Origin of the sequence: Pinibacter aurantiacus (assembly GCF_019130065.1) — a bacterium.
Taxonomy (GTDB): Bacteria; Bacteroidota; Bacteroidia; order Chitinophagales; family Chitinophagaceae; genus Pinibacter; species Pinibacter aurantiacus.
Genome location: NZ_JAHSPG010000008.1, coordinates 254,828 through 278,729 on the forward strand (window position 1 = coordinate 254,828; position 23,902 = coordinate 278,729).

The 23,902-nt window shown below is 41.4% G+C and carries 21 protein-coding genes, 1 tRNA gene and 2 riboswitches; of the genes, 8 read left to right on the plus strand and 14 right to left on the minus strand.

Translation table 11 applies throughout. From position 1 onward, the window contains the following. Window positions 1-4: 4 nt before the first annotated feature. Together KTO63_RS12160 and KTO63_RS12165 are read left to right on the plus strand one after the other, a co-directional pair. On the plus strand, window positions 5-220 hold the full coding sequence (locus KTO63_RS12160) for a hypothetical protein (RefSeq protein ID WP_217791562.1): 216 nt from the start codon (window positions 5-7) through the stop codon (window positions 218-220). Between the two features lie 368 nt (window positions 221-588). Further along, window positions 589-1,752 (plus strand): MFS transporter, encoded by a 1,164-nt coding sequence (locus KTO63_RS12165; RefSeq protein ID WP_217791563.1) that lies wholly within the window; start codon window positions 589-591, stop codon window positions 1,750-1,752. A gap of 216 nt (window positions 1,753-1,968) precedes the next feature. Here the strand turns inward: KTO63_RS12165 and KTO63_RS12170 are convergent, their stop codons facing one another. Beyond that, complete coding sequence (locus KTO63_RS12170) at window positions 1,969-2,871, minus strand: DUF72 domain-containing protein (protein ID WP_217791564.1); 903 nt, start codon at window positions 2,869-2,871, stop codon at window positions 1,969-1,971. A 174-nt stretch (window positions 2,872-3,045) separates the two neighbouring features. Between KTO63_RS12170 and KTO63_RS12175 the strand changes: the two genes are divergently transcribed. Beyond that, window positions 3,046-4,965 carry a T9SS type A sorting domain-containing protein gene (locus KTO63_RS12175; protein ID WP_217791565.1) on the plus strand — a complete coding sequence of 640 codons (1,920 nt, stop codon included), beginning with the start codon at window positions 3,046-3,048 and terminating at the stop codon, window positions 4,963-4,965. A gap of 64 nt (window positions 4,966-5,029) precedes the next feature. On the opposite strand, the gene KTO63_RS12180 is transcribed toward KTO63_RS12175, so the two are convergent. The 4 genes from KTO63_RS12180 to KTO63_RS12195 all read right to left on the minus strand — a co-directional run bounded on the left by KTO63_RS12180 (window position 5,030) and on the right by KTO63_RS12195 (window position 8,213). Beyond that, window positions 5,030-5,974 carry a YeiH family protein gene (locus tag KTO63_RS12180; RefSeq protein WP_217791566.1) on the minus strand — a complete coding sequence of 315 codons (945 nt, stop codon included), beginning with the start codon at window positions 5,972-5,974 and terminating at the stop codon, window positions 5,030-5,032. Window positions 5,975-6,041: 67 nt separating this feature from the next. Further along, entirely contained in the window at window positions 6,042-6,941 is a 900-nt protein-coding gene (locus tag KTO63_RS12185; protein WP_217791567.1) for a selenium metabolism-associated LysR family transcriptional regulator, read from the minus strand. 25 nt (window positions 6,942-6,966) lie between these two features. Further along, window positions 6,967-7,338, minus strand: a complete 372-nt coding sequence (locus tag KTO63_RS12190; RefSeq protein ID WP_217791568.1) for a VOC family protein — start codon at window positions 7,336-7,338, stop codon at window positions 6,967-6,969. Between the two features lie 68 nt (window positions 7,339-7,406). After that, a complete protein-coding gene (locus KTO63_RS12195; RefSeq protein ID WP_217791569.1) occupies window positions 7,407-8,213 on the minus strand; it encodes a helix-turn-helix domain-containing protein in 807 nt (268 codons plus the stop codon). A 316-nt stretch (window positions 8,214-8,529) separates the two neighbouring features. Here KTO63_RS12195 and KTO63_RS12200 point away from each other — a divergent pair, with 316 nt between their 5' ends. Then, window positions 8,530-9,051: a DinB family protein gene (locus KTO63_RS12200; protein WP_217791570.1), complete on the plus strand. Its 522-nt coding sequence runs from the start codon at window positions 8,530-8,532 to the stop codon at window positions 9,049-9,051. Window positions 9,052-9,071: 20 nt separating this feature from the next. Here KTO63_RS12200 and KTO63_RS12205 read toward each other — a convergent pair whose 3' ends face one another. The 7 genes from KTO63_RS12205 to KTO63_RS12235 all read right to left on the minus strand — a co-directional run bounded on the left by KTO63_RS12205 (window position 9,072) and on the right by KTO63_RS12235 (window position 12,987). Then, a complete protein-coding gene (locus KTO63_RS12205) occupies window positions 9,072-9,464 on the minus strand; it encodes a VOC family protein (RefSeq protein WP_217791571.1) in 393 nt (130 codons plus the stop codon). A 16-nt stretch (window positions 9,465-9,480) separates the two neighbouring features. Further along, window positions 9,481-10,194, minus strand: coding sequence for a MarC family protein (locus KTO63_RS12210; RefSeq protein WP_217791572.1), 714 nt, complete (start codon window positions 10,192-10,194; stop codon window positions 9,481-9,483). Between the two features lie 119 nt (window positions 10,195-10,313). Next, entirely contained in the window at window positions 10,314-10,745 is a 432-nt protein-coding gene (locus tag KTO63_RS12215; protein WP_217791573.1) for a helix-turn-helix domain-containing protein, read from the minus strand. Window position 10,746: 1 nt separating this feature from the next. After that, the gene (locus KTO63_RS12220) at window positions 10,747-11,088 is read right to left on the minus strand and encodes a type II toxin-antitoxin system HigB family toxin (protein ID WP_217791574.1); all 342 of its coding nucleotides are present in this window, start codon (window positions 11,086-11,088) and stop codon (window positions 10,747-10,749) included. A 149-nt stretch (window positions 11,089-11,237) separates the two neighbouring features. Further along, window positions 11,238-12,143, minus strand: a complete 906-nt coding sequence (locus tag KTO63_RS12225) for a hypothetical protein (RefSeq protein ID WP_217791575.1) — start codon at window positions 12,141-12,143, stop codon at window positions 11,238-11,240. A 134-nt stretch (window positions 12,144-12,277) separates the two neighbouring features. Then, window positions 12,278-12,349, minus strand: a tRNA-Arg gene (locus tag KTO63_RS12230). A 59-nt stretch (window positions 12,350-12,408) separates the two neighbouring features. Next, window positions 12,409-12,987 (minus strand): MarC family protein, encoded by a 579-nt coding sequence (locus KTO63_RS12235; RefSeq protein WP_217791576.1) that lies wholly within the window; start codon window positions 12,985-12,987, stop codon window positions 12,409-12,411. Between the two features lie 298 nt (window positions 12,988-13,285). Then, a riboswitch (cobalamin riboswitch) is annotated at window positions 13,286-13,432 on the plus strand. A 110-nt stretch (window positions 13,433-13,542) separates the two neighbouring features. On the opposite strand from KTO63_RS12235, the gene KTO63_RS12240 reads away from it, so the two are divergent. The 3 genes from KTO63_RS12240 to KTO63_RS12250 all read left to right on the plus strand — a co-directional run bounded on the left by KTO63_RS12240 (window position 13,543) and on the right by KTO63_RS12250 (window position 17,454). Continuing rightward, entirely contained in the window at window positions 13,543-14,511 is a 969-nt protein-coding gene (locus KTO63_RS12240) for a ribonucleoside-diphosphate reductase small subunit (protein WP_217791577.1), read from the plus strand. Between the two features lie 187 nt (window positions 14,512-14,698). After that, complete coding sequence (locus KTO63_RS12245) at window positions 14,699-17,050, plus strand: ribonucleoside-diphosphate reductase subunit alpha (RefSeq protein ID WP_217791578.1); 2,352 nt, start codon at window positions 14,699-14,701, stop codon at window positions 17,048-17,050. 173 nt (window positions 17,051-17,223) lie between these two features. Further along, complete coding sequence (locus tag KTO63_RS12250; protein WP_217791579.1) at window positions 17,224-17,454, plus strand: cysteine-rich CWC family protein; 231 nt, start codon at window positions 17,224-17,226, stop codon at window positions 17,452-17,454. A gap of 97 nt (window positions 17,455-17,551) precedes the next feature. On the opposite strand, the gene KTO63_RS12255 is transcribed toward KTO63_RS12250, so the two are convergent. Together KTO63_RS12255 and KTO63_RS12260 are read right to left on the minus strand one after the other, a co-directional pair. Further along, a complete protein-coding gene (locus tag KTO63_RS12255) occupies window positions 17,552-19,507 on the minus strand; it encodes a TonB-dependent receptor plug domain-containing protein (protein WP_217791580.1) in 1,956 nt (651 codons plus the stop codon). Window positions 19,508-19,629: 122 nt separating this feature from the next. Then, a riboswitch (cobalamin riboswitch) is annotated at window positions 19,630-19,818 on the minus strand. A gap of 182 nt (window positions 19,819-20,000) precedes the next feature. After that, entirely contained in the window at window positions 20,001-22,064 is a 2,064-nt protein-coding gene (locus tag KTO63_RS12260; RefSeq protein WP_217791581.1) for a TonB-dependent receptor, read from the minus strand. A gap of 395 nt (window positions 22,065-22,459) precedes the next feature. On the opposite strand from KTO63_RS12260, the gene KTO63_RS12265 reads away from it, so the two are divergent. Further along, complete coding sequence (locus KTO63_RS12265; protein ID WP_217791582.1) at window positions 22,460-23,887, plus strand: TolC family protein; 1,428 nt, start codon at window positions 22,460-22,462, stop codon at window positions 23,885-23,887. Window positions 23,888-23,902: the final 15 nt, after the last annotated feature.

Sequence of the window (23,902 nt, forward strand, 5' to 3'; positions counted from 1 at the left end):
ACTTATGGAAGTTCTTGTATTCAAAACAAACATTCGACGTAGGCGAAATGTGGAATCGATAGTAAAACACATTTCAAAGCTTGGAGGCATTATCAGATGGAATGTGGATCTGCATGATAAAGACAAGATCCTGCGCATTGAATCTGATAACCTCTCTCCAAGACATGTTGAAAACACACTGCAACACGTAGGATATTATTGTGAGGAATTGCAGGACTAAACAACCACCATTAAACACTTAAAAAAGCATTTATTATGTCAAAGAAATTAAGCTACTTCCTTGTAAACTGGCCGACATTATTGATCGAATTGGCCGACAATATTTCAAGATCCATTACCTGGTTCTTCAAGACCCTCTCCAAAGCGTAAATGGCTTGTAATCAATTGTCAATAAAAATTGTAGAGAAATAGGTTCAATATTCTCATCCCCGTATTTTACCATTCAATATTTGTAAAACGCCACGAAGACCGGAAAAAACAAATTACCTTCGCGCTTCATTTTCGCCTCAGTATAAAAACAAGTTCCTGCATTTATTTGCTCCTGCCATATGGTTTTGCTGATTGCGAACCAAAGTTTTACAAAAGAATATGAAGCGTTCACAGGAAATTTTCATGGCTATTTGCACAGGCCTTATTGTTGCAAACATTTACTATAGTCAACCTCTCATACCCTTAATAGCAAAGGAATTTGGTATTGCGGAAGCGCAAGCAGGGCAAATCACGTTTCTTAATCAGTTAGGTTATGCACTCGGCATCCTGTTCTTTGTGCCTGTCGGAGACTTGATAGAGCGCAAAAAATTGATCATGGCAGTTACAGTGATTTGTGTCGCAAGTCTTGCCGCCACTACATTTGCCAATCAATTCTGGCTGCTCGGCATTGCGTCTGTTTTTGTAGGTGTAACAAGTGTTGTTCCGCAAATGATCATCCCCATGGCTGCGGCACTCGCTTCTCCCGAAAAAAGAGGGAAAGTAATTGGCAATGTTATGAGTGGGTTGTTGATCGGCATTCTTCTTTCAAGAACATTGAGCGGTGTTGTAGGTGCGCATTTTGGCTGGAGAGGCATGTATGGGTTGGCAACAATCATCACACTGGTGCAATTGCCTTTAATGTATTTCTTCTTACCACAAAGTCAACCCGCATTCAAAGGCACTTATGGCAAGCTGATGAAGTCGTTATTTGAAATGTTCAAATACAACGAGCTCCGGGAAGCAACGATATTGAGCGGCGCTGCATTTGCGTGCTTCGGTATGTTCTGGACAGGAATGGTGCTGTGGCTGAGTAGTCCTGCATTTGGATTGAATAGTGATACGATCGGTTTATTTGGATTAGCGGGCGCACTGGGCGCATTATTCGCTCCGCTTGCAGGAAGAAGTGCCGACAAGCGTCATCCCAGGAAAGCGATAGGTTTGGGCGTTATTGTACTGGCGCTTTCTTTTGTAATTTTTTATATTTTCAGATACTCCATCATCGGCATCTGCTTCGGCATCATCACGCTCGATTTCGCCATGCAAGCCATTCACGTCAGCAATCAAACAAGAGTATACGCCATCCTTCCAGAGGCACGGAACCGTCTCAATACTATTTACATGACAGGCGCTTTCATAGGCACCGCATCAGGCTCTGCGCTCGCATTGATCGTTTGGAAACACGGCAGCTGGCCTGGCATATGCCTTACAGGCGTTGTAGTAATGGCGCTTGCGATGGCGCTGTTTATAGCAACAAAGAAAAGATATGTGGAGGTGGCCGCTTAGTAAGCACACAGATGACGCTGATTTAGCTGATGTTCGCTGATGTTTTGTGCTTTGCACCGCGCAGCTCTCCGAAGCTTCCAGCTTCGGAGTTGTATTCTATCGCCTTTGGCGATAACAATGTTGCCAAAGGCAACAGAATAGTGCTGCAAGACTAGAAGTCTTGCAGAGCTTTAATCAGTGCAAATCAGTTAAATCAGCGTCATCTGCGTGCTCACTCTAAAACAAGGTGTTGCCACCCTCAAACTGAGGTTTAATCAACTTCAGTCCGCATGCTTCATTTATTTTATCAACAAGATAAACTGTAAGTTCGGGAGACGTTGCTTCGTCATGCATGTGCATGAAAAAATACAACTCTTCAATTCCGCTATCCAGCCAGTATTTCATGCGCTCGACCCATTCGTCGCAACGAGTGTAATCTGTTGAATGCAAACTGTTTCCTACATAACGGATAAATGCTTTGGGCACCGTTAAATGCATGTGGCAGCAATCTCTTCGACCCGCTGTATCTGTAATGATTGCGCCCATATTTAATTCGCGTAGTTTATCAAAAAGTTCTTTTGCATGTTGCGGGAGGAACCAATCAGGATGACGCACCTCCACAAAAAACTGAAGGTCAGTGGGCAGTTTAGAGAGAAAATTAAAAAGCTCTTCTTTTCTGTTGGGGGTAAATTTATCACTCACCTGGAAAAATATCGGGCCAAGGTGATCACCAAAGGCAAGCACGCCTTCAAGGAATTTATCCATCAAAGGTTGTTTATCATCCAGCTTTCCAAAGTGACTGATGCTCTTACTCACCTTCGGACAAAATTTAAAATCGCGGCCCTTTGCTTTGTCATCCCACTTTTCAATGGTTGACGGCCCGTATACCTGGTAATGTGTTGCATTCAATTCAATGCAATTGTAATGCTTCACATAATGCTCCAGAAAGTTAGCTTCTTTCGTTCCTTTCGGATAAATTTTCCCCACCCATTCTTTTCTTCCCCACTTCGCACAACCCAGGTAAACCAATGGGTTTTTATGCTTCTTTCCTTTAAGAACAAGTTTATTATCAGCGGGTTCGTTAGGCAAACTAAAGTCAACTTCCTTCAATTCATTATCGGGTACACGGCCGAATTCCATATGATCAGTTTTTATAGTGAATAAATAAAATTAAGGCATAGTCTGCATTACAGGAAAAATGGCAGAATAATTGTGTTGTGATCAGGCGTTTCAATACCAACGGCATTTATACACACCGCTATAACCTTTACACAGCCGGAATTTTAATTGTATTCTATTTTAATTCAATCATTAATGAAAAACATTTTTACTATTGTTCTGTGTGTATTTATCTCGCTACAACTAACTGCACAAGTCAACTATACTGCAAACGATCCACAGGGGTCGCCGGCATACACAAACTTTTATCTTTTCGGAAGCAACATGGGTTACTACGGAACATCGTGGGATGACGGAACGATTGCTGACATCGCCGCGGGCAATGCGGCAAAAGGCGTGAAAGGAGCGGGCGTAAAAACTGTTCGTCCATCTTTGTATGAGGACTTTCTGCAAACGTGGGGCTACAACATAAGGGTCAATCAATTCAATCATTACGCATCGCTCGGAATGCAGGATTTGACAGTATTTCTGGGCACTCCTGTTTCAACAGCGCACAAAGACAACAACACTTATGGAGGTTGTTCTACGCCTTCATTGTTGTTTGCGAATATGTATGAGCCCATTTGGGACAATGGTGAAAATGGTACGCCAGTAAATGACAACAACTACTTCGCATTGTATGTGTACAAAACAGTAAGCACTTACAAGAATCAAACAAAGTTTTGGGAAATCATCAACGAACCTGATCAGGATGGTGGCGCAAACGGTTGGAAAGCTGCAGGCACCGCAGGAAACTGGTTTGAGAACACGCCAAAGCCTTGTGAATTGTTGAACATGCGTGCGCCAGTTTACCACTACATACGCTTATTGCGAATTGCTTACGAAGTCATTAAAACAGTTGACCCTACTGCGTATGTGGCACCGGGTGGACTTGGTTATTCAAGCTTTCTTGACGTATTGCTGCGCAACACAGACAACCCAACTGATGGAAGTGTCACAGCAGCCTATCCTAACAAGGGCGGCGCTTACTTTGATTGCTTGAGCTTTCACAGCTATCCCATTTACGACCTTGCTTACTGGGATGGCGTAACTGGAACTGTAAAATACAGAAGACATTCCGATGCCTGCGCAGATTCATACATCGGAGCGAAAAAGAAATTTGATGATGTGTTTGCAAAATATGGTTACAATGGCACAACCTATCCGAAGAAAACAATCATTTGCACGGAAAGCAATATTCCCGGAAACTCCACCACCACTTACTTTGGTGGCATTGCGGTACAACGCAACTACATCATCAAGGCAATGGTGGAATCGCAAATGAATGGCATCAGTCAAATGTATGTTTATGGAATAGGCAACAACGGCGATTACGCCACCGCAACGAATGGTTACGACGTAATGGGATTGTATCAAAAACTTGCAGGCATCGGACCGTTAACGAATGGTGGAGTTTACAACCAGCAATATACAGATGAAGGCATCGCGTACAAAACAACATCCGACATCATGTACGGCTACAAGTATGATGCTACGAAAACGGCATCATTGAGTCTTCCTTCGGCTGTTAACGGAGGTGCTTTTAAAAATGGATCAGGGAAATATTTGTATGTGTTGTGGGCGCGAACAACCATCGATTCGTCAGAAGTGGCAAACGCTACATATAGTTTCCCTTTAGGTTCTGTAGGAAGTACTGTCAGCAGAAAAGAATGGAACTATACTTCAACCAACAATGAATCTGCCGTTGCGTCAACAAACATTCCGCTCACTGCGGCACCTTCCTTCTTTACTGATTTGACTGCATTGCCCCTCATACCCGGCGACACCAATAAAGCTGTGCAGCCTGAAAATTTTTTCGGATGGGGCGTTTATCCAAATCCGGCACGGAGCAATTTTACAATAAGCGTTAATCTTAAACAAAGGCAGGAGCTTACTGCGGATATTTATAGTGCCACGGGAGCATTGGTGCAAACTATAATTCAGCCCGCATATTATACAACCGGCGATCATACATTCAATATAACTGTAGCCTCGCACTTAGCCGCCGGTAGTTATTTTGTACGGCTAAGAGTAAATGGCAAACCGTATCTTAAACAAGTAGTAATAGTAAAATAAATAACACACCTGTACATAGAAACCTGGTAGCTGGCAACGATACGTTTGCCAGCTATTTTTTTGTTTATACAAATTGAACAATCACAAACAAAGACGTTGCAGAAATAAACAACCACAATAGAACGCCCATCAATAAAGGCTTTGCACCTACATGCTTTAAAGCATCTTTCGTTAGAGAAGTCCCGATAAGAAACAGCGTAAGCACCAAACATCTCTTTGCAAATTCTGAAATATAGAGTGCTGGTTTTTGAAGCAGAGGAAACATGCTGCTGATGATCATTGCTAATACAAATAACAAAATGAACCACGGAATATTGATCTTCGCTTTTTTGTTTTTAAAAAGTAATCCTGCGCAAATTGAAACCGGAATGATCCAAAGAGCCCGTTCAAGTTTTACGGCAGTCGCAATTTGCAAAGCCTCTTGCCCGTAAGTATGTGCTGCGCCAACAACTGAGCTTGTATCGTGAATGGCAATTGCAGACCACAATCCAAACTGCTGCTGACTCAGGTTAAAATAGTGACCGATAACAGGAAAGATGAAAAGCGCAATCGCGTTGAGAATGAAGATGGTTCCTAGTGAAACAGACATTTCATTTTCATTTGCCTTGATCACAGGTGACACTGCTGCGATGGCGCTTCCTCCGCAGATGGCCGTGCCAGCCGCGATAAGCAAAGATGTTTTACGCTGAATAGAAAAATACCTGCCCAGCAATAAACCAACAATAAGCGTAATGAAAATAGAAGCAACTGTAAAAAGGAATCCCTGCCTGCCTGCTTCGAGCGCTTCGTGAATGTTCATGCCAAAGCCAAGGCCCACCACGGATATTTGCAGAAATAGTTTTATTGCTTTATGCGTATATTTTTCAAAGGGATTGCCGGTGAACTGCACCAATAGAAAACCTGCAAGCAATGCCTCTAGTCCGTTCACAAATGGCAAAAGACAAATAGCGGCTGCTAATATGAAAACTGTTTTCTTCCCAATCCTGTCCGTACTAAAAATGCTTTCCATAACCTTGATTTGTGAAAGCAAATTTGAACAGAATAGAGAAGTAGTGTAAATCGCAAATAATTATGCACTATAACTTCTGGTTATAATGCTGCGCTGCAAATCGCATAAAAGTGCTGGCAAGGCCGCTGGGCTTGCCCTGCAGATGTACAAAGTAGAAAGAACGTGTAATGTCAAAATTCTCAATATCAATGATCTTGAATTCGCCATTGGCAGCATCATTCGCAATAGCGCTTATGGAAATGAAGCTGATGCAATTGGAATGTTTCAGGAAAGATTTGATGCTTTCTGTACTGCCAAGATACATGGCGACATGAAGTTGCGATAGTTTGATTTTATGTTTTTGCAAAGCGTGCTCCACAACCTCCAATGTACCTGAACCACGTTCCCGTAAAACCAAAGGAGTGGTTTGTAATTCAGCAAGTGTGAGCACATCTTTTTTCGCCAACTTGCTTTTAGTATGTACAACAGCCACCAATTCATCTTTCAGGAACTGCGTGTACTTAAGCTGTTTGTTTTGTGTGCGCCCTTCAACAATGCCGAGCTCTATTTTTTTATCGAGCAATGCGGCTTCTATTTTCTCGGTGTTGTTGTTAACCAGGCTCAGCTTGATTTCAGGAAATGATTGATAGAATTTCGCAAGCACCTGCGGCAACACATATTGTCCAATCGTAGTACTGGCACCCAGTTCCAGCCTTCCTGAGAATTTCTTCTTGATAACGTTTAAATCAAAATCTATCTGTTTGTAAACATCAATAATTTGCTCAGAGTAATTCAAGAGAATTTTTCCGGCAGCGGTCAGGCTTATTTTGTTTCCCTTTCTTTCAAACAGGCGTATGTCAAACTCTGATTCAAGTTCATGAATGTTTTTACTGACCGCCGGTTGCGTGATAAACAATTCCGCTGCGGCTTTGGTAAAACTCAAATGAGAAGCTACTGCATGAAAAACCCTTAATCTGAAATCTTGCATGTTTACGATTGTATGCTCAAAAATACTAAACAGAAGTGATCCACCATGTATTACCAAACGGGTCCTTTACACCGCAGGTTCTTCCGTATGATTGATCTTCGGGAGCTCGAAGAGTGGTGGCATTAAAACTGATTGCCTTTTCATAAGTAGCATCTGCATCGTCTACATATACAAACATATTGGCGTTTTGTGTAGGGTATTCATCTGAGCATTCACCAAACATAATGGTGCTACCGCCGATATTTATTTCAGCGTGCATAATGGTAGAGCCATCTTCGCGAAGCCTTTCAAATGTTTTTTCCGCTTCAAAAACATGCTTGGTAAACTCAATGAATCTATGCGCATGTTTTAAAATGAGATAAGGCATTACCGTTTGGTGTCCTTTGGGAATATTCATAACTGTAATTTTTTGTGTAAACAAAACTAGGAATGGAGGGCTGCAGGAAATTGTACAAACACGACATTCTATTGTTTCCATTCTGTTCCTTCAGCTTCGCCAAAAAAATAGCGGCTTGGGTGATGGCCGGAAAATTCTTTAAAATCGCGAATAAAATGTGACTGGTCATAGTAGCCTGCATTGTATGCAATTTGCGTAAGCGACAAACCCCGCTTGCCATAATAGTTTAAGACGTTTTCAAAACGCGCAATGCGCGAAAAAAGTTTGGGACTGAAGCCTGAAAATTGTTTGAATTTTCTTTCAAATTGCCTCTCCGAAAGAAAACAGCCCTTCGCGAGTTGCTGCACATTTGTCAATCCTTTTTGGGCAATGATTTCATTGATGCAATAAAAAATAGCTGGCGATGAAATGTTGCTTTGCTTTACCCTGGCTTCAAGAAAGAGTGATAAGATGCTTGCTCTTTGCAAATTGTCTTTTGCGTTCATCATGTTTTCGCACAAGTCGGAGTCTTTGATAACAGTCAGATCCTGCCAATCAACAAATGAGTTATTTATTTCAGCGGTATCGAAACCGAAAAGTTTTGGAATTGCAAACGGATAGAGAAACGCACCGAAAATGCCAAAGTTTTCACTGATCGAAAAACGTCTGAAGATTTGCGACTGTCCTTGTATGCCAATGATGAAAGACTTTTCGGTATCACCCTGTTTTGTTATTTCTTCAAAACGCCCTTTGTAATGAAAGACCAATTCCGGACAACCATTGGCCATCGTTCTATGTGTGTAGGGAACATCCTCGCATGCTTCTCCCTCCAGTGCCCAGAAAAATCGCACATATGGTGCTAGCAATGGCGAAGAAGGAAAAGTTTGATAATACATGCTTCAACTTTGGGTAGAGAAGGTACGCTTTTTTCAAGATGATTTTACACTTGTGCCAAACGAATACTTTTAGCCACAGAGCCACAGAAAAACAGAGAAAGTTGGATTCTGAGAATAACGCAATAGATTTCTGTACTTCTGTGTCTCTGTGGCAATTCTTCTTTAGTGAGGCTTAGTGCCCTAAGTGTCTTAGTGGTAAAGTCTGAGATGCAAAGCATCTCTTCGATAAGAATGTCGCAAACGCCCCAGCATTTGTCAGATTTACCCTCGGTATTGTTTTTTAAGCGATTTAGTTTTGAGAAACAAAACCAATCATATGCGACAAGAACTTTTAAACTGGTTAGATGAAACCACAGAAGGCATGTTGGAAGCAATTCAACAATTCTCTCAACAGCAATTTAACCAGGTGCCATTTGAAGGAAGCTGGACCGGAGGACAAGTCGCTGAGCATATCTACAGAGCGGAGAAAGGTTGCGTTAAAATTTGGAGCGGCCCTGTAACAACAACGTTGCGTGCACCGGATGCAAATGTTGAAATGATTAAAACTACTTTTCTTGATTACTCGATAAAATTGAAGTCGCCCGAATTCATCATTCCTTCAAATGGACCTCATGATAAGGATACGGCATACAATGCATGGAAAACCAATCGCGAAGCAATGCGTAAGGTAGCGGAGACAATGGATCTTGAAGTTACCTATACTGGGTTTTCTTTACCCGGCATGGGCGAAATAACAGGTGAAGAGTGGATAACATTTGTGTATTGCCATTCTACAAGACATATAAGGCAGATGCGTCTTATTTATGAAAAGCTGGCGGGGATTACTGTTTCGCAATAGTTATTGTGGTAATGAGTTGATTATCCTTTGACCTCATGACCGATTTCCCAATGAAGCCCAAATGGATCTGCAATTCGACCCAGTCGCCAACCGTGCGATTCGCCAACAGGAAATATTTCGGTGGCTCCTGCCGAGATCGCGTTTGCGAAAACGGTATCTGGATCGCTTACCGTTAAGATCATTCTTACCGTGTTGCCCCCAAGAGGGTGTAAGGCTTTAATGTTGTGGTGGTCGTTTAAGTCTCCGCTGATCCAAAACTCAGCACCGTTGACAGACAGTTTTACCACAAGTCCATCCGGTGTTTCCAGCCGGTAAGTTTCTACCGCATTGAAAGCGTTCTTATAAAAAGCAACAGCCTTAACAGCGTTTGAAACCGACAACCACGGAGCAATAGATGTTTGTATATCTGCCATGATGAAGAAATTTAAATCACGGTTGAGCAATGGATTTCAATATATACTTTACAAAATCCTCCACTCCTCCAAACAGAATTTGACCACCAATGCACAAGAGAATGAACGAAAAGATTTTCATAATTACTTTTCGCATTTGCAGAGAAAGCCTGTTCATGACCATATCTGCGGAACCGTAACAAATGTAAATGGTAAAAGCTATAAGTATGACTGCTGTAACAGCACCGGCGAATTGTAAAAGGCTGTTTGCGCTGTTGCCTCTATGTACCAGCGACTCTGCACTTATAGTGAGTGCAACTGAAATAGTGCCCGGCCCCACGGTAAATGGAAATGTGAAAGGATAGAACTGTTTGTTTTTATAAACATCATTCGTTTGAACGTTGGTCAGTTGCATCTTTTTATCGCTATCATTAATGTCATCATCCTGCTGAAGGGAGCGCCAGCCCATTGCCAGAATTACCAGGCCACCACACATTTTAATAATTGGAACCGTGATGCCAAACAATTTCAACAAATAAATGCCGGCCATTAAAATAATGACGAGCATGATGCTCGTATTAAGAGCCACGTGTTTTGCCAATGACCTTCGTTCCTTGCTGGTAGCGCGGGAAGTAAGATTGTAAAACAGCACGCCTGAACCAATAGGATTGATCACGTGGAAAAGTGCCACGTATGTAAGTGGAATGATCTCTGCAAAAAACGTCAGTTGATCGATAAAGGTTTGCGACATAATATTAAAATAGTAAAAAGAAATGAGCTGCGAGCATTTGGCGGAATTATTTTAGGGTATAAACGTAGAGCCGCTTGAAAAAGCGGCTCTGTGTGGAAACAAATCGTAGGGATAATTTATTAAGTCGTTGCGATTTTCTTTTTCGAATTGCTTGCTTTGGTAGTTGTTGCGCCACGCAACTCATACGGTCTATTGAACGCTTCCTGTTTGAGTTTGAACTTTTGTGAAAGTACTCGAACGGTATCTTTTGATAACCCCTTTTTGTAGTTGAGCATGTCAGAAACCAAACCTTCGCTCACATTCAACAATTCGGCTAACCCGATCGCTTTCATTTTGTGACCTTTCATTAATGATTTTAGAAGCTCTATGGGATCCAAATCGTCGAATGTGTTATGTTCTTCATCATATTTTTCAATCAGCAAGGTTAAAAGCTCAATTTCATCTTGAACCGCTTTACTTTTCTTTCCGCTATCCATCAATGTTTCCAGAATGCCACAATATTTGTTGTATTGTGTATCTGTTTTTATGACTTTGTATAATAATGTCTGCATGTTAATTTCTTTTAAAACTTTCAATTGTAAACTGTTTCCTGCAAATGCAGAGCCTGGTATAATCTTTATGCGACCCTATCCATTTTATATATATGATAACTTCTTTTTCGCCGAAATGATATTTACAGATCATTCTGTAATTGTTGCCAGAAATATCAAATACAACTCTGTTTGTTCCATTGCCTAGCAAGTCAGCAGAGCCGAAGGTGTCCTTAATGTCTTCTGGTATTGCCCAATCTGCCTGTTTAATGATCGATAACCAATGCCTGAATGAATTCCTACTCGCGACATTTTGTTCAGCAAAATCTTCAATTGATTTTTTCTTTATGAGCCTTACTTTCATTTGCCTTTGTAAATGTAGTTAAAAGTTCACAAAAAGTGAACTTTTTTGTTTGTTAAATTGTGGGGAAAGTAGAGCCTGAGTTAGAACAGGGAAAATGGTAGAGCATTTTTATACTACCGGTCTGATAATTTTATTTGAGGAGAAAGCTGTTACCAAAACTGCCACCACCTTTTTGTTTTGGGCGTTTCGGCAATCTCTTCGTTTTCATTTTTAACAGATGCATCGGTCAAAATATTTCTTGCAGCTAGAAATAGGCTGTGATATTCTGCTTCTGACAAAGCATCGACGAGGTACTGTTGTTCATCGATTAAAGTGAATTTATTTGTAGCAATCTCATTAATCCGTCCGAATGGTAGTTCAACCCAGTCGTCCTCCTTTCTAATTACTAGCACGTCTGCCACTGGTAAAAATTGATCCCCGTTTGGATACAAGACAATCATTTTCTCTTTTTTGTCCGTCTTTTTATTGGTAACAACCAGGTAAGAGGGAATTGCATATTTTTCTCTATCAAAGAATTGTGTTTGGCAGATAAGCTTAACTAAACCATGGTAATAACTTTCTTTGGAGCTGGAGTCAAGCTGGCTGTGAATTTTAGGGCCAATTGAGTACATCATGTAGCAACACCCAATTGAGAGGTCATTTCCTGTCATGCCAATTTTTTCAATAAAAATGTCAATCCCTAGTAGCTTTATTTCGTCAATCCACTTTTGACTATAATCTTTTGTCAGTATTTCTATATCAATTGGCTCGTCTCTATCTTCTGGCAAAATCAAGGCACCTGTGTATTTAGAGAGCGTTTCTGTAATATTTAATGCTAGTTCAAAATCGGCTTCACTCGCGACAACATTCAGTCCGATAGAGTATTCCTGATTTTCATAGCGCAAAGTGACACCTCGCGTGGATCGATAAGGAATGAAAAATTTGCAGCCACCATCTGCGACTAAATCCTGTAGTATTTCTGGTTGATCAATTTCAACATTTTTGTTGATTAATTCAATAAGCAAATCATTATAGGAAATCCTTTTGTTTGTGGTAATAGTGAAATAGAAGCTCATCGGGTCTGGTTTAAGTTGATAAAATTAAAGGTTAGGTACCTATTCGGATGATTGCTTTTAAATCTTGCAAACCTGGAAGTGTTGGAGAATATTTTTGCTACTTATGCTTATTTAGATTCTCAGTTATCTAAAAGTGGCCTCGACAGGAATCGAACCTGTATCTGGAGCTTCGGAAACTCTTATACTATCCATTGTACTACGAGGCCGTAAATCAAACAACTTTGAGATTGTGCAGAATTTGAACCGTGTTTGCTGGAATTTGCGACTACTTAAACAACACACCTACCTTACTCGCAAATATTTTTACCGCAATGGCGAGCAATATTACACCAAAAAATTTTCTGATCGCTAACAAACCTGCAGGGCCAATCAATTTGCCAATAAAATCGAGCGATTTCATCACTATATAAATAATAACAAGATTTATTAAAATGGCGACCAATATGGTAGGAACAGAGTAATTGGAACGTAGGGAGATAATGGTAGTAAGTGTACCCGACCCGGCGATCAACGGAAACGCAATGGGAACAACGGCCCCCGAGCGGATATCTCCTTCACTTTTAAAAAACTCAATGCCCAGGATCATTTCCAGGCCGAGAATGAAGATTACGATAGAACCCGCTACAGCAAAGGAATTCACATCCAATCCCAATACGCCAAGAAAGCTTTCGCCCAGGAAAAGAAAAAGGATCATCAGCGCACCGGAAACTAATGTAGCCAGCAGCTCTTTCAAGCCACCCATTTTTCGCTTAAGCGAGATCAGTAAAGGAATTGAGCCTACAATATCGATAATCGCAAAAAGGGTAAAGCTAACCGTGAGCAGTTCATTAAGTTGTATCCCCATAGGTGTGTTTATATGTGGTAAAAATAGCGTTTGTTACCCGCAAAATCCAAGACCTCGCCCCAGCTCTCTCCAAAGGAGAGGGGGGAAGTGGTCGATGTATTAAGATTTATCTATAAATGTTAGCGTGGACAGGTCGATTTTCTAAAGTCTTTCACAAACTTTGAGACCGCTCCCTCTCCTTTGGAGAGGGCTGGGGTGAGGTCTTGGCAATAGTTGAATTTTTTGCAATTTTGTTTTTAACACGGTGTGGAAAACGGTTTCCCAAATCATAGAATTCACGTTATACTTTTGACCTGTTCTTTGCAACTGACCATTTGGTTACCGATTAAAAATCCGGTATGAAAAAGGAACCGTGTGTAAATCACGGGCTGTCCCGCAACTGTGAGCAGGTTGGTTCACATGCTAATCTGTAAGTCAGGATACTTTCCAGGTGGTTGTCAAAAACAATGCTTTCGTGGATTGAAGCAGCGTCAGCTCTAGCCTTTTGCAATGCAAAGGGTCGCCTAGCCGTCTCCCCTCCACAAGGCAACACTTCCACTTTTAAAAAATATTTATATGGCTGAAAATGAAATCCTTCTCCAGGAGAACAAGGACCGCTTTGTTATCCTGCCGATCAACTATCCCAAAGTGTGGGAAATGTACAAAACGCATGAGGCGAGTTTTTGGACTGCGGAAGAAATTGACCTTAGCGCCGATCTTAAGGACTGGGACAAGCTGAACGATGGTGAACGTCATTTCATTTCGCATGTACTGGCATTTTTCGCTGCCAGCGATGGTATTGTGAACGAGAACCTGGCCGTAAACTTCATGAGTGAAGTGCAATTGCCGGAAGCAAGATGTTTCTACGGCTTCCAGATCATGATGGAAAATATCCACAGCGAAACATACGCTTTGCTGATCGATACTTACATTAAAGATCCAGTTGAGAAGAATAAAATGTTCCACGCCATCGACACCATCGATGCGGTGAAAAAGAAAGCAGAATGGGCTTTGCGCTGGATAGAAAAAGGATCTTTTGCAGAAAGACTGGTGGCATTTGCAGCAGTGGAAGGCATTTTCTTCAGTGGCAGCTTCTGTTCCATTTTCTGGTTAAAGAAAAGAGGTTTGATGCCGGGCCTTACATTCAGCAATGAATTGATCAGCCGTGATGAAGGTTTGCACTGTGAGTTTGCATGTTTGCTGTACAGCATGTTGAACAATAAATTGTCGAAAGACGAAGTGTATGCGATCATTGGCGATGCAGTAGAAATTGAAAAAGAATTCATTACAGAAGCGTTGCCTGTTGCATTGATCGGCATGAACGCAAAATTGATGACGCAATACATCGAGTTTGTTGCAGACAGATGGTTATCTGAATTAGGATATCCAAAAATGTTCAACGCAGCCAATCCTTTCGATTTCATGGAAATGATCGGTATGCAGGGTAAAACAAACTTCTTTGAAAAACGCGTTGGCGATTACCAGAAAGCAGGAGTGACAGCGGCGAAAGATTCGCAGGTGTTTTCTACTGATGAAGACTTTTAGGCGAATTAATAATTAATAATTAAAAATTAATATCGACTTCGCCGATAGTTTCATGCCTCTAACGATTTCAGTTTCCATATCCATAACCTATGATGTAAGCCAATATGCTCGTGGAGCACCTATTAATTTTTAATTATTAATTATTAATTCGCCCCACAGGTTTTTTGAACAATAAAATACTCAACCCATGTTTGTAATTAAAAGAGACGGAAGAAAAGAGTCAGTAAAGTTTGACAAGATTACGGCACGCATAGAAAAACTGGGCTATGGTTTGAATCCATTGGTTGACCCGATCAGCGTTGCAAAGAAAGTAGTGGAAGGCATTTACGACAACGTTACGACCACAGAGTTGGACAATCTTGCAGCAGAAACAGCGGCATCGCTTACCACTATTCACCCGGATTATGCATTGCTTGCATCTCGTATTGCCATCAGCAATTTGCATAAGAACACTATAAAAAGCTTCAGCAAAACCATGCAGCAATTGCATGAGTATAAAGAAGGTGATCGCTACACCCCGTTGATCAGTGATGATGTGTGGGCAGTGATCAAAGAAAATGCACATCTCCTCGACAGCACCATTATTTACGACCGCGATTTTGCGTTCGATTATTTTGGTTTTAAAACCATGGAAAAAAGCTACCTGCTTCGCATTCATGGTAAAGTGGTGGAAAGACCACAACACATGTTTATGCGCGTGTCTGTAGGTATTCACAAAAATGACATCGAGAATGTTATAAAAACATACAACCTGATGAGTGAACGCTGGTTCATTCATGCAACGCCTACATTGTTCAATGCAGGAACTGTGAAACCACAAATGAGCAGCTGTTTCCTTTTAACAATGAAAGATGATAGCATCGACGGTATTTATGAAACACTTCGTCAAACGGCGAAGATCTCTCAAAGTGCCGGCGGTATTGGTTTGAGCATTCACAACATTCGCGCTACAGGTGCATACATCAGCGGCACAAACGGAACCAGCAATGGTATCGTGCCAATGCTGCGCGTATTCAACGACACTGCACGTTACGTAGACCAGGGTGGTGGAAAACGTAAAGGTGCGTTTGCTATTTACCTTGAGCCTTGGCACGCTGATGTGTTCGACTTTCTTGACCTGAGAAAAAATCACGGTAAAGAAGAAATGCGTGCAAGAGATTTGTTCTACGCCTTGTGGATCTGCGATCTTTTCATGAAACGTGTGGAAGACAATGCTGACTGGAGTTTGTTCAGTCCGGATGAAGCGCCAGGCTTGCACGAGTGCTACGGCGAAGAGTTTGAAGCATTGTATGAGCGTTATGAAAAAGAAGGAAGAGCGAGAAAAACGATCAAAGCGCAAGATCTTTGGTTTGCCATTATAGATGCGCAAATTGAGACTGGTAACCCTTACATGTTGTACAAAGATGCAGCCAACAAAAAGAGCAATCAGAAGAACGTTGGTACCATCAAGAGCAGCAACTTGTGTACAGAGATCATGGAGTACACTGCTCCGGATGAAGTAGCGGTTTGTAACCTTGCTTCTGTGGCGTTGCCAAAATTCGTGACTGACGGCGTGTTTGATCACAACAAACTATACGAAGTGGTTTACCAAATGACGATCAACCTTAACAAGATCATCGATGGCAACTACTATCCTGTAGAAGAAGCGAAGAACAGCAACATGCGTCATCGCCCGATTGGTATTGGAGTGCAAGGCTTGGCGGATGCATTCATCTTAATGCGCTATCCATTCGAGAGCGATGCTGCAAAACAATTGAACAAAGAAATTTTCGAAACACTATATTTTGCTGGTTTAACTGCTAGCAATGATTTGGCGAGAGAGCATGGAGCTTACGAAACATATGAAGGTTCACCTGCATCACAAGGCATCTTGCAATACGACATGTGGGACGTAACTCCTTCTGATCGCTGGAACTGGACAGCATTGAAAGCGAAGATCAAAGAACATGGCATCAGAAACTCCTTGTTGCTGGCGCCAATGCCTACGGCTTCTACTTCACAAATTCTTGGTAACAACGAATGTTTCGAACCATACACTTCTAACATTTATTTGAGAAGAGTATTGAGCGGCGAGTTCATTATTGTAAACAAACATTTGCTGAACGACCTTGTGAAACTTGGTTTGTGGAACGGTGAAATGAAAAACAAAATTCTTGCTGCTAACGGTTCTATTCAAAATATCAAAGAAATTCCTGCAGACATTAAAGAACTGTACAAAACAGTTTGGGAAATCAAGCAGCGTAATTTGATTGATATGGCGGCAGACAGAGGTGCATACATTTGCCAGTCACAGTCTTTGAACTTGTTTGTTGAGCAGGCGAACACTGCGAAACTTACGAGCATGCACTTCTACGCATGGAAAAAAGGCTTGAAAACAGGTATGTATTATTTGCGAACACAAGCTGCTGCTGAGGCTGTGAAATTCACAGTAGAAAAACAAGGTGGCACCAATATGGATCCTGTTGTAAACGGTACCGAAACATTTGCTGAAGGTGCAGTGTGTACAATGGAAGAAGGTTGCGTTAGTTGCAGCGCGTAGAGACGCATGATAATGCGTCTCCTGTAGCAAACACGGCGTGTTTGCAAACATCAGAAATTGTAACATCGAAATATAAGAGACGCGTTCAACGCGTCTGTACAACAAAAAACCGCAGAAAACCCTACGTTCCTCTGCGGTTTTTTTATGTGACAAAGAATTTAAAAATCCACACAATGAACACCTGCAAACACGAGCCGAAAAAATGCCCGCGATGTAACGGAGGTTTTGAATGTAAAGTAGGAGATGTGGCAAATTGCCAATGCAACGGCATATCGTTTAACGAAGAACAGAAGAAGTTTATAGGAGAAAAATACCGCGATTGCCTGTGTAGAAATTGTTTACTGGAACTTAGCAAACAAATGGGATTTTTTAAGGAGAAGTTTGATGTAACGAGCAATAGGTAGTTGAGAATTGAGAGCGGAGAGTTGAGAGTGGTTAGCCTGTGTCCGCAATCTCGCTGACTAAACTAATAACTTTCAACTCTCAATTCTCAACTCTCCACTAAAGCCCCACCATCAAGCCAGCCATTAAATTGAACTTACGGGTGTTGTAACCGTAAATATCAAAGTACGATTGATTGGTGATATTTCTGAAATCGCCAAACACTTTCACAAAACGCTTGCCGCCGCTGAATGGAATTTTGTACTCTGCATAAGCATCAAGGTTGTAATAGCTTGCGAGGTTAACAATTTCCGCAGCGTATGTATTCGGATTGAAATAAATGTCCTGCCTTTTATCCTGCCACCTTACACCGGCACTTACAAAAAATGCTTCAGTAATTTGATAACCAACATGTCCGTTGACTGCATTCTTAGGACGACGTTGTAAGTTAAAATAGCTCGTGTCTTTACCGTTGGTAGTATGCGTAGTCAACTTGCCATCAACATAAGTGTAATTTGCTGTTATACTCAATTTAGAAGTTGGGCGAACAGTAAGTTCCAACTCTGCACCTTGATCCTTTTGTTTATCGCCATTCATGTATTGTCCGTACGGAGGAGTAAACGTAGATTGGAAAATGATCACATCTTTAATAGTTCTGTTAAAGTACAAAGCGCGAGCGTTGATCATATTGTTTGCGCTCACAAATTGCAAACCAGTTTCCAAAGAAACAGACTTCTCAGGATTGAGCGACTTGTTGCCATACTCAGAAACAAGATTGTAAATGCTTGGCGCACGGAAGCCAGAAGAAAGATTGGCAAATACTTTCCACTCTTTCGTTATCCAGTATGATGGGTTGAATGAGTAAGAGAAATTAGACCCTGCAATAGAGTGATGCGTATATCTTCCACCTACTTCAGCATTAAAGCCGCCAAGGTTTTTGAACAACAGGGCAGCATAGCCGCTGTACATATCAATTTTAGAGCTGTCGCCACCGAGTTTGCTGTAAGTCGTTTCGCTGCTGGCATCTTGCCTGCGGCCATCAACACCGGCAAGGAGACCGATATGCTCCTGTAAATTCAAGTTAATAAAGGCTTCCGCAAAATAGTTGTTGCCTTTATAATTGCCGAAACTTGGATCGTAATCATTTGTGCCAACAGGATTGTTTGCTGGATCATCAAGTTTGCGCTCAATGTGATTTTCGTTCACATTTACTGTAATACTTCCTTTATTAAAGGTATAAATAGTGGAAAGCCCAAATTGCAGATTCTTGTTGGTGATAGTGCTGTTTTTATCATCCATAAATGCACCGTCATCAATAGCTGCATGGTATTGATCAAACGAACCCAGCCATCTTATTTTGAAACGTCCCGCGTCTGCACCCAAACTAAGGCTCACATTATTTTGATTAATACCATCGTTATCAAAACTTTGATTACCTGTTTTGTCGTTAGCAGAAGAAAAACCATCTGATTGCAAATGATTGTATTGCGCGTTATAATTGAACCATTTGATTTTACCACTCACACCTGCATTTCCTTTAAATGTTCCGTAAGTACCGCCTGCAACGGTTCCATTGATGCCAACAGGTTTGTTGCTTACTTGTTTTCTCGTGATGATGTTGATAACCCCAGCAACGGCATCTGAGCCGTACAGTACGGACTGTGTGCCTTTCAAAATTTCCACTCTTTCAATTTGATCTATTGAAAAGTGGTTCAAATCGAATTCACCTGAAATACCCGATGGATCGTTCACAGGCATGCCATCTACCAATATCAGTGTGTTAGCGGCATTGGCGCCCTGCATATAAACGGTTTGATTACTGCCCGGTGAATTTTGCGAACCATTGATCAATAGGCCGGCTTGTTCGTTTAATACTTGTGTAAGTGAGCGGCCCGTGTTTTTTTCTAACTCCTGGCGGCCGATAACAGTTAGTACTTTTCCGGTTGCACTTTGTTTTTGTGCAAATTTGTTGGCGGTAACCACTACCTCATCTAACGACTTTTGTTTAACGGAGTCTGTTTGTGCGAATGCACCATAGCAGGATAATAATGTGAAGCCTGCAATTAGTTGTTTCATGCTCAATGTTGCTTTTAAAAAACGGTTAACAATGAGCCTTCGGTAAATAAAATGACTAAGTAGAAATATAAATTGCCTTTGGGTGTTGGCATTTACATTCCATGCTTTTCACCCGAAAGCTTTGAATGAACACGTATGTGGCAGGTCTTCTGGCTCGCGTTTCACTGAAATCCTTCCCGTGTTAACAGTGGTTTTATTTTCAGTAATGTGAACTTTTTCACTTTCGCTTACAGCTACGGGGATAGCGCCGGAATTACACCGGACTTCCCTTTTAATGACGGTTGTCGTCAACCATATACAGGACGAAGGTAATAAGTTTTGAGTAAGAACGCGGGGAGAACGCAGATTTTCATGATTGTCATGATTTATCAAGATTTTTTATTTGAGATTAAAAATTTGATATTAGCCCGGTTCGACATTTTCGGGGAAGCTGGTGCCTCAAAATTTTAAATCATAATAAATCATGACAATCATGAAAATCTGCGTTCCTTTCTCATCTAATGCCGAAGGCAATCCCCGCATAGAAATTCGCCGTTGGCGCTGCGTTGTAGTACCTCCCACCGGTAGCATTGATGTCGTTTCCGAGGCTGTATTTCTGGTTCAATAAATTATCGCCGCCGGCAAATAAGTCGATGGTAAGATGTTTGCCCAAATTGTTTTTATAACCAAGCTTTGCTCCAAGCAAATGATATTCATTCGCTTGATCTGTATTCGCATCATTCAGATAAATGGAACTGCTGTAGAAGTAAGTAGCATGTAAATATAAATGTGGTTTGAATGAAAGATCAACGCCCGCAGCTGCTGTATTTGGCGCTATGCCCGGCATTTGATTGCCTGAGTAATTTGCGTCCAGTTGCTTAAACTCGTTATATCGGAAGTGGAAATAAGTATAACTCGCCCAAACAGTAGCACCCGAAACAAAATTGTTTTTATTATCAGTGATCACGTAAGAAACATTTGCTTCAACACCTTTTTGTTTTGTAGAACCGGCATTGGTATAGTAGTCTGCACCGCTCGCATCTCGACGTTGCACAATCGCATTTTTCAAATTAAAATCAAATACGTTTACATCCCATACCAGTCTGTTTTGCAATAAATTTCCCCTGGCGCCAAGCTCATAGTTCCAGTCGTGCTCGGCTTGTAAATTAGTGTTGATAATGGTTGTAGCCGGTAGCAGCTCTTGTGTTGCCGGTGGTGAAAAGCCTTTTGACACCACGCCGTACACTGACACTTTGCCGAACTTTTTCAATAAAGAAAAACGTGGAGCCCATTCATTGTTGAACTTGCTATCGTAGGTAAAATTCGGCACCACAGAAGTACGTGTAAAATTGATCTGCGTTTTATTAATGCTCACCCCTGCAGTGGCAACCCAGCCGCCACTAAAGATCGCTTCTGCTTGCGCAAATGCGTTCCATTGGCTGTTGTTAATTTCGTCGCTTGTCTGCAAAGAGTCGGGGTTGCTATTTTTATTGTTGTAAACATTGTCTGTAAAATATCCCTGCTGGCCTTCCGCACCCGCAACGATGTTCAGTTTTGTTTGTTGCAGTTGTGCGTTGTAACCAAACACCGTTCGTCCACCAAAATGTGGTTCCAGTCTTTTCTCATAATTGCGAATGGCACTGTTTTTAAAATTGGTAACCGTACCATATACACAGGTACTGTTGTAAAAATTATCAGTGAAACGATATTGCTGATTGAAACCTGCCCAAAACATTTTTTGATAGATGGCCGCATTGATCGCTTCAGCACTTGGAAAACCACCACTGGAAGGCCTCGCAGCTTTTGGATTTGCGTTGTATTGAGCTTTGGTTAAACCACCCGGTGTCTCATAAAACAAATCGCCGTAAAGCACGTGCGTAGACAATTCATATTTGGGAGAAACAATACTTTTCGTTTCCCATGAAAGCGTTGTTCTGCGCATCGCACTTTGATCGCGATAGCCATTGCTGTTTTGATAATTATAGCTGATGTTGTTTTTAAAACGTTCGTCGCCAAATGTGATGCCCGCATGAACGTTATTCGTTCCAAAACTTCCACCAGAATATTGCAACTGAAGTTCGTTTGGTTGCAAAGGATCAAAACCATTTGCCAGCACCACACCGCCGGTGCCAGCTCCATACAAGCTGCTTCCCGGGCCCTTTAAAATTTCCAGCGAAGAAAAATTGGCAGGCGAAAATTGGTTTAGATAAGTGTTGCCCCCGGGATCGGTAAAAGGTATACCGTTCCAGTAGACTTTTACATTTCTTACTCCAAAAGGCGCTCTTAAAGAACTGCCGCGAATATTCAATCGATAACTACCCGGAGAACGTTCTTCCATTCTAATACCCGGCTCGCTGTTGACTGCCGATAAAATGGAAACATTGCTAAAACGGTCAAGCTGCGCTTCACGAACAGTAGAAACTGCCGCGCCAATGTCTTTAATATTACGGTTATGCTCGTATGCTTTTATAACAACTTCCTGGAGTTTTGCCGTGTCGGTAACTGATTGGGAGAATGAATAGTTGCAGGTTGCAACTATCGCTATCGAAAGAAAGAATTTCTTAATAAACGGTGCCATTCTTTGGGCTTTGGTAAGTTTTAAGTACGATCTGTTTCCACTAAAACATAAAATTGGCCGAAAAAGTATATAAAAAACTATTCCTCAACGAAAAATCTTTATTTTGAAAACTAATTTATAAGGAATTGAAATTTATTATACTCAAAAAATAAATTTCAATTCCTTATAATGCCGATGGATCAAACAAATAGAACAATGAGACGAAGTCGAAATTGGTCTATATTGTTTGACCAATCGGTATTAGGTTAGAACTCTCTGAATGCTTGCTTTATTGATAGTGGAATAATGTTTAGTTGCGGGGATATTTAATAAAAGATTGATTATAAACTTAAAAGATTTCAACAGTGAAATTGAACCAATCCTGTTTTCTATTACTATTGTTAACGGGTCTGTTTTTGAACAACACATCTTTTGCCCAAAAGAAATGGAACCTGATGGAATGTGTGGAATATGCATGGCAGCATAACCTCACCGTGAAAACTGCGGACGTGCAAGAAATGTATTCAGAAGCCACTTTGAAGCAGGCGAAATTGTCAAGAATCCCGAACGCGAACTTTAGCACAGCTACCGGCTACAACCTCGGTAGAAACATCAATCCTTCAACCAATACATATATTGACTTGAATAACCTTTCGCAGAGTTTTGGTTTAAATCTTGATGCGACTATTTTTAACTGGAACCGCATAAAGAATAATATTCTTGCACAGGAACTGGAAAACAAAGCCTCACTTGCAGACGTAGACAAAGCAAAAAATGACGTCGCTCTGAATGTGGCGACAGCCTATTTGCAGGCATTGTTGGCTATCGAACAAGTCAGAATTGTTAGAGTGCAGGTACAGCAGGACAGCGCACAATTATATACAGTAAGAAAAAGAGTAGATGCTGGGGCGGTTCCTGAGTTGGACGCATTGCAACTGGAATCTCAACTGGCTCTTGATAGTTCAAATTTGATCACTGCAAAATCGACAGCAGAGTTGAATTTGATCCAGCTAAAGTCATTGATGAATCTTGACTTCGCGACGCCGTTTGAGATTGACGTTCCTCCTGTTGAAATTATTCCGGTTGAACCTATAGCCTCGCTGCAACCGGAGGATGTGTATAATCTGGCACTTACAAATCAACCTGCTCAAAAAGCTAATCAACTGAGATTAGATTCCAAACAGGCTGCTTCTAAATCCAGCAAGGCTAATTTATATCCAACCATTTCTGCATTTGGCAATTTCAATACAAGGTTTTCAAATCCAGCCACGATGATAACCGGAGCGAAACTCAATGGCTATGGCACAAATGGCGATTATGTTGTAATAGACCCTGCTAATCCCGCCAGCGCTCAGCCCGTGTATTCACCGGATTACACAGTTTTGCAAGAAAACAGAACTTTTGCGCAATATTGGGATGGCTGGGGAACGCAGTTTACTGGCAACTTTGGTCAAAACCTTGGTATTAACATTGCAGTTCCCATCTTCAGCGGCTATACTGCACGCACAAACTACGAAAGATCTAAAATAGACATCAAGAATCAGCAAGTTGTGATCGAGCAGGCAGATCAAAAATTGAAACAAGATATCTACACTGCTTACACCAATGCTGTTGCTGCCTTGCAAAAATTCAACTCGAGTAAAGTAAGCGTGGACGTTTCACAAAAAACATATGACTACGCACAAAAAAGACATGAAATCGGCTTACTCAATACCTATGATTTAATTACCAGCCAAAACAATCTTGCCCGCGCAAAACTCGACCTCGCCAACGCACAATACGATTATGTTTTTAAAATGAAAGTATTGGAGTTTTATAAAGGCATGGGCCTTCGATTGCAATAACCCTAAACGAACTAT